The sequence below is a fragment of the Endozoicomonas sp. ALC013 genome, assembly GCF_049310205.1.
Lineage (GTDB): Bacteria > Pseudomonadota > Gammaproteobacteria > Pseudomonadales > Endozoicomonadaceae > Endozoicomonas.
On record NZ_JBLYNS010000326.1, the window covers coordinates 1 to 2187 of the forward strand.

The following is a 2187-nucleotide window of genomic DNA, read 5'->3' on the forward strand; positions in this document are numbered from 1 at the left end:
CGGGCGTGAATCAATATTTGAAGAATTCATGCCATGCCTCCAGTAATTGCTCATGGTGTTCGTTTACGCGCTTTTTCAGCTCGCGGATTTCACGTTCTGAGAATCTTGAGGAGCTTGTGTCAGGTTTACAGGTTTCAGCCAGAATTTAGCCAGAGCCTTGTTCAATGAAAATAGTAATTCATGGCAAACAGCACACACGCCGTCAGCATCATGCCGAGAAAGGTGGTGATGAACTGGCGGTTGCTGTTGGCGTACAGTTCGGTGGATTTGGCCTGTTGCTCCACCATGGCTTTGCGCCATTCCACGTCCACTTTTTTCAGGGCTTGCTCCAGCCGGATGATGTCCTTTTTGGCAGACAGGCGTGAGTCGAGAATCAGTTTTTCCAGCCGCAATACGTCTTGTTGGGTGGCAATATGGTCAGGACTGAGGGAGGCGGCGACGGCATGGGCGGTTTCTTTGCTGATGCCGATTTCTATGAGGTCGCTAAACAGTTTGTCGTCCATTGGTTTGTTCTCAGTCTGTCTGACAAAAAATTATAGCAGGTGATCCGTGAAAATAAGCATTGGTACACAAGGCTTCCGGGGCGAGTTGCCCGGCGTGGACCTGAACTGCCGGAGAATAACGCCACTGTGGCCCGAAATTGCCGGTTGTTGACCGGGGCCATTATGCCCTTGCGTGCGCCGTTGGATTACGGTGTGGTGCAAAAGAGTGGCACACAGACGGCTCAGGGTAGCCAGTCCTCATCCAGCAGTTGTTCCCATGGCCAGGGACAGGCTTCAGGAAAACTGGTGTCGGTGAGCCATTGTTCATGGGGCAGGTATTGATTCATTTGTTTAATGGCACGTTTTTTGGCGTAAGGGTAGCTGGTTACCACCGCTTCATCCTGGTGGCTTTTCAGATACGGATGTTTATTGAGCAGCCGGCTAATCTCACCACGGGCAGAATCAATACTGTCAAACCAACTGCGAAATTCCTGCGGCTCATACCGGCGTGGGTTGATGACTTGGGTCTGGTAATGATGTTTCAGCAAATGAAGTAACAAATTGACCAGGTGCGATTCCAGTTCATCAACGAAATCCCCCATGCGGTACTCCATGGTATGCAGAAGGTTATCAATATCCAGCTCATCGAAACGGCGTTCGGCCAAAAGTGTTCGCTGAAGGGCAAGCCATTTGGGGTAATCGCTGTGGTAAAGCGGATATTTGCTGTTTTCCATTCTTTGAATCCTTTTATTCACTGCCCGCCAGTTTAGGAGGCTGTCCGAGAATAGACTGCCCAAAGCCTGAAGAATTCACACCCTGTCTTCATTCCCTTGCGGAACCTCTTGTGGAACCACATCCGTACTCTCAAATATCTTATCCGCAGACGCCGCCACAAACCCCTGGTAAAGTTGACCGTTGGCCATTGGGTAGCGCCGGGCGAACTCGTAATAGCAGCCAGGGACTTTCATGGTGGTGTCATCAAAGGTCACGTCCACCGCTTTGGCCAGGGTTGAGGATTGTTCCAGCAAGACGTCCGGGGAGCCTTTGATCAGGCCGCCACTGGTATTCATGTCATACCCTTTATCCAGCAGCAGTTGATTGACGCTTTGAATATCCGGGTGTGAACTCAAATGGTTGATGGATACCGTAAAGTGATTGGGGCGAAAGCCATGGGCAGCCACCCAGGAGGCGTATTCGCTCTCTACTGCCAGGGTTTCGTATTGGTCAGAGGTCAGGCTCCAGGGGCGACCAGAGTAGCAGAAATTCTGATGGGCGACAGTGGCTTCCGGTACCTGCGTTACCAGGTCATAAATTATTTCCTGACAGTTGTCTGGCAACTCTTCTACTTTCAGCTCACTGATAAAGACTTTGGGCAGGGTTTTATCCGGGTGTTGAAAATATCGGGCATAAAGTTTCTTGGTGGGAAACTGATAGTCGTCAACGGGTTGATAGCCTGTTTCAACAAAAGGAAGAGCGAGGTTATTCAGTGCCACTTTTTCAAGATTGTAGGTGCGCAGGGCGATATGGTCGTTGATTACCTGACCGTGATTCAGATCGGCAAAGAGCTGGTGAATCGGTTTAGCATCGGGGGTCAGGGCAAGGTAGTCCTGCCACATGGCGTCCAATAGTTGCTGGATAGTGAGTTGCATGTTGATGCTCCCGTGTTGAATCAGTCATTTTTACCCGGAATTTTGCCATGACTACC

General features: G+C 50.3%; 3 protein-coding genes. All 3 read right to left on the bottom strand.

Translation table 11 applies throughout. The features are described 5' to 3' along the window. Positions 1 to 161: 161 nt before the first annotated feature. Entirely contained in the window at positions 162 to 503 is a 342-nt protein-coding gene (locus ACO6V1_RS23550) for a hypothetical protein (protein ID WP_422468971.1), read from the bottom strand. Positions 504 to 724: 221 nt separating this feature from the next. Further along, positions 725 to 1216, bottom strand: a complete 492-nt coding sequence (locus ACO6V1_RS23555; protein WP_422468973.1) for a DUF29 domain-containing protein — start codon at positions 1214 to 1216, stop codon at positions 725 to 727. Between the two features lie 75 nt (positions 1217 to 1291). After that, complete coding sequence (locus tag ACO6V1_RS23560) at positions 1292 to 2131, bottom strand: DUF1338 domain-containing protein (RefSeq protein WP_422468975.1); 840 nt, start codon at positions 2129 to 2131, stop codon at positions 1292 to 1294. Between the last annotated feature and the right edge of the window lie 56 nt (positions 2132 to 2187).

Coding starts and splice junctions, on each gene's coding strand:
- ACO6V1_RS23550 (WP_422468971.1), bottom strand. CDS start 503: ATGGACGACAAACTGTTTAGCGACCTCATAGAAATCGGCATCAGCAAA.
- ACO6V1_RS23555 (WP_422468973.1), bottom strand. CDS start 1,216: ATGGAAAACAGCAAATATCCGCTTTACCACAGCGATTACCCCAAATGG.
- ACO6V1_RS23560 (WP_422468975.1), bottom strand. CDS start 2,131: ATGCAACTCACTATCCAGCAACTATTGGACGCCATGTGGCAGGACTAC.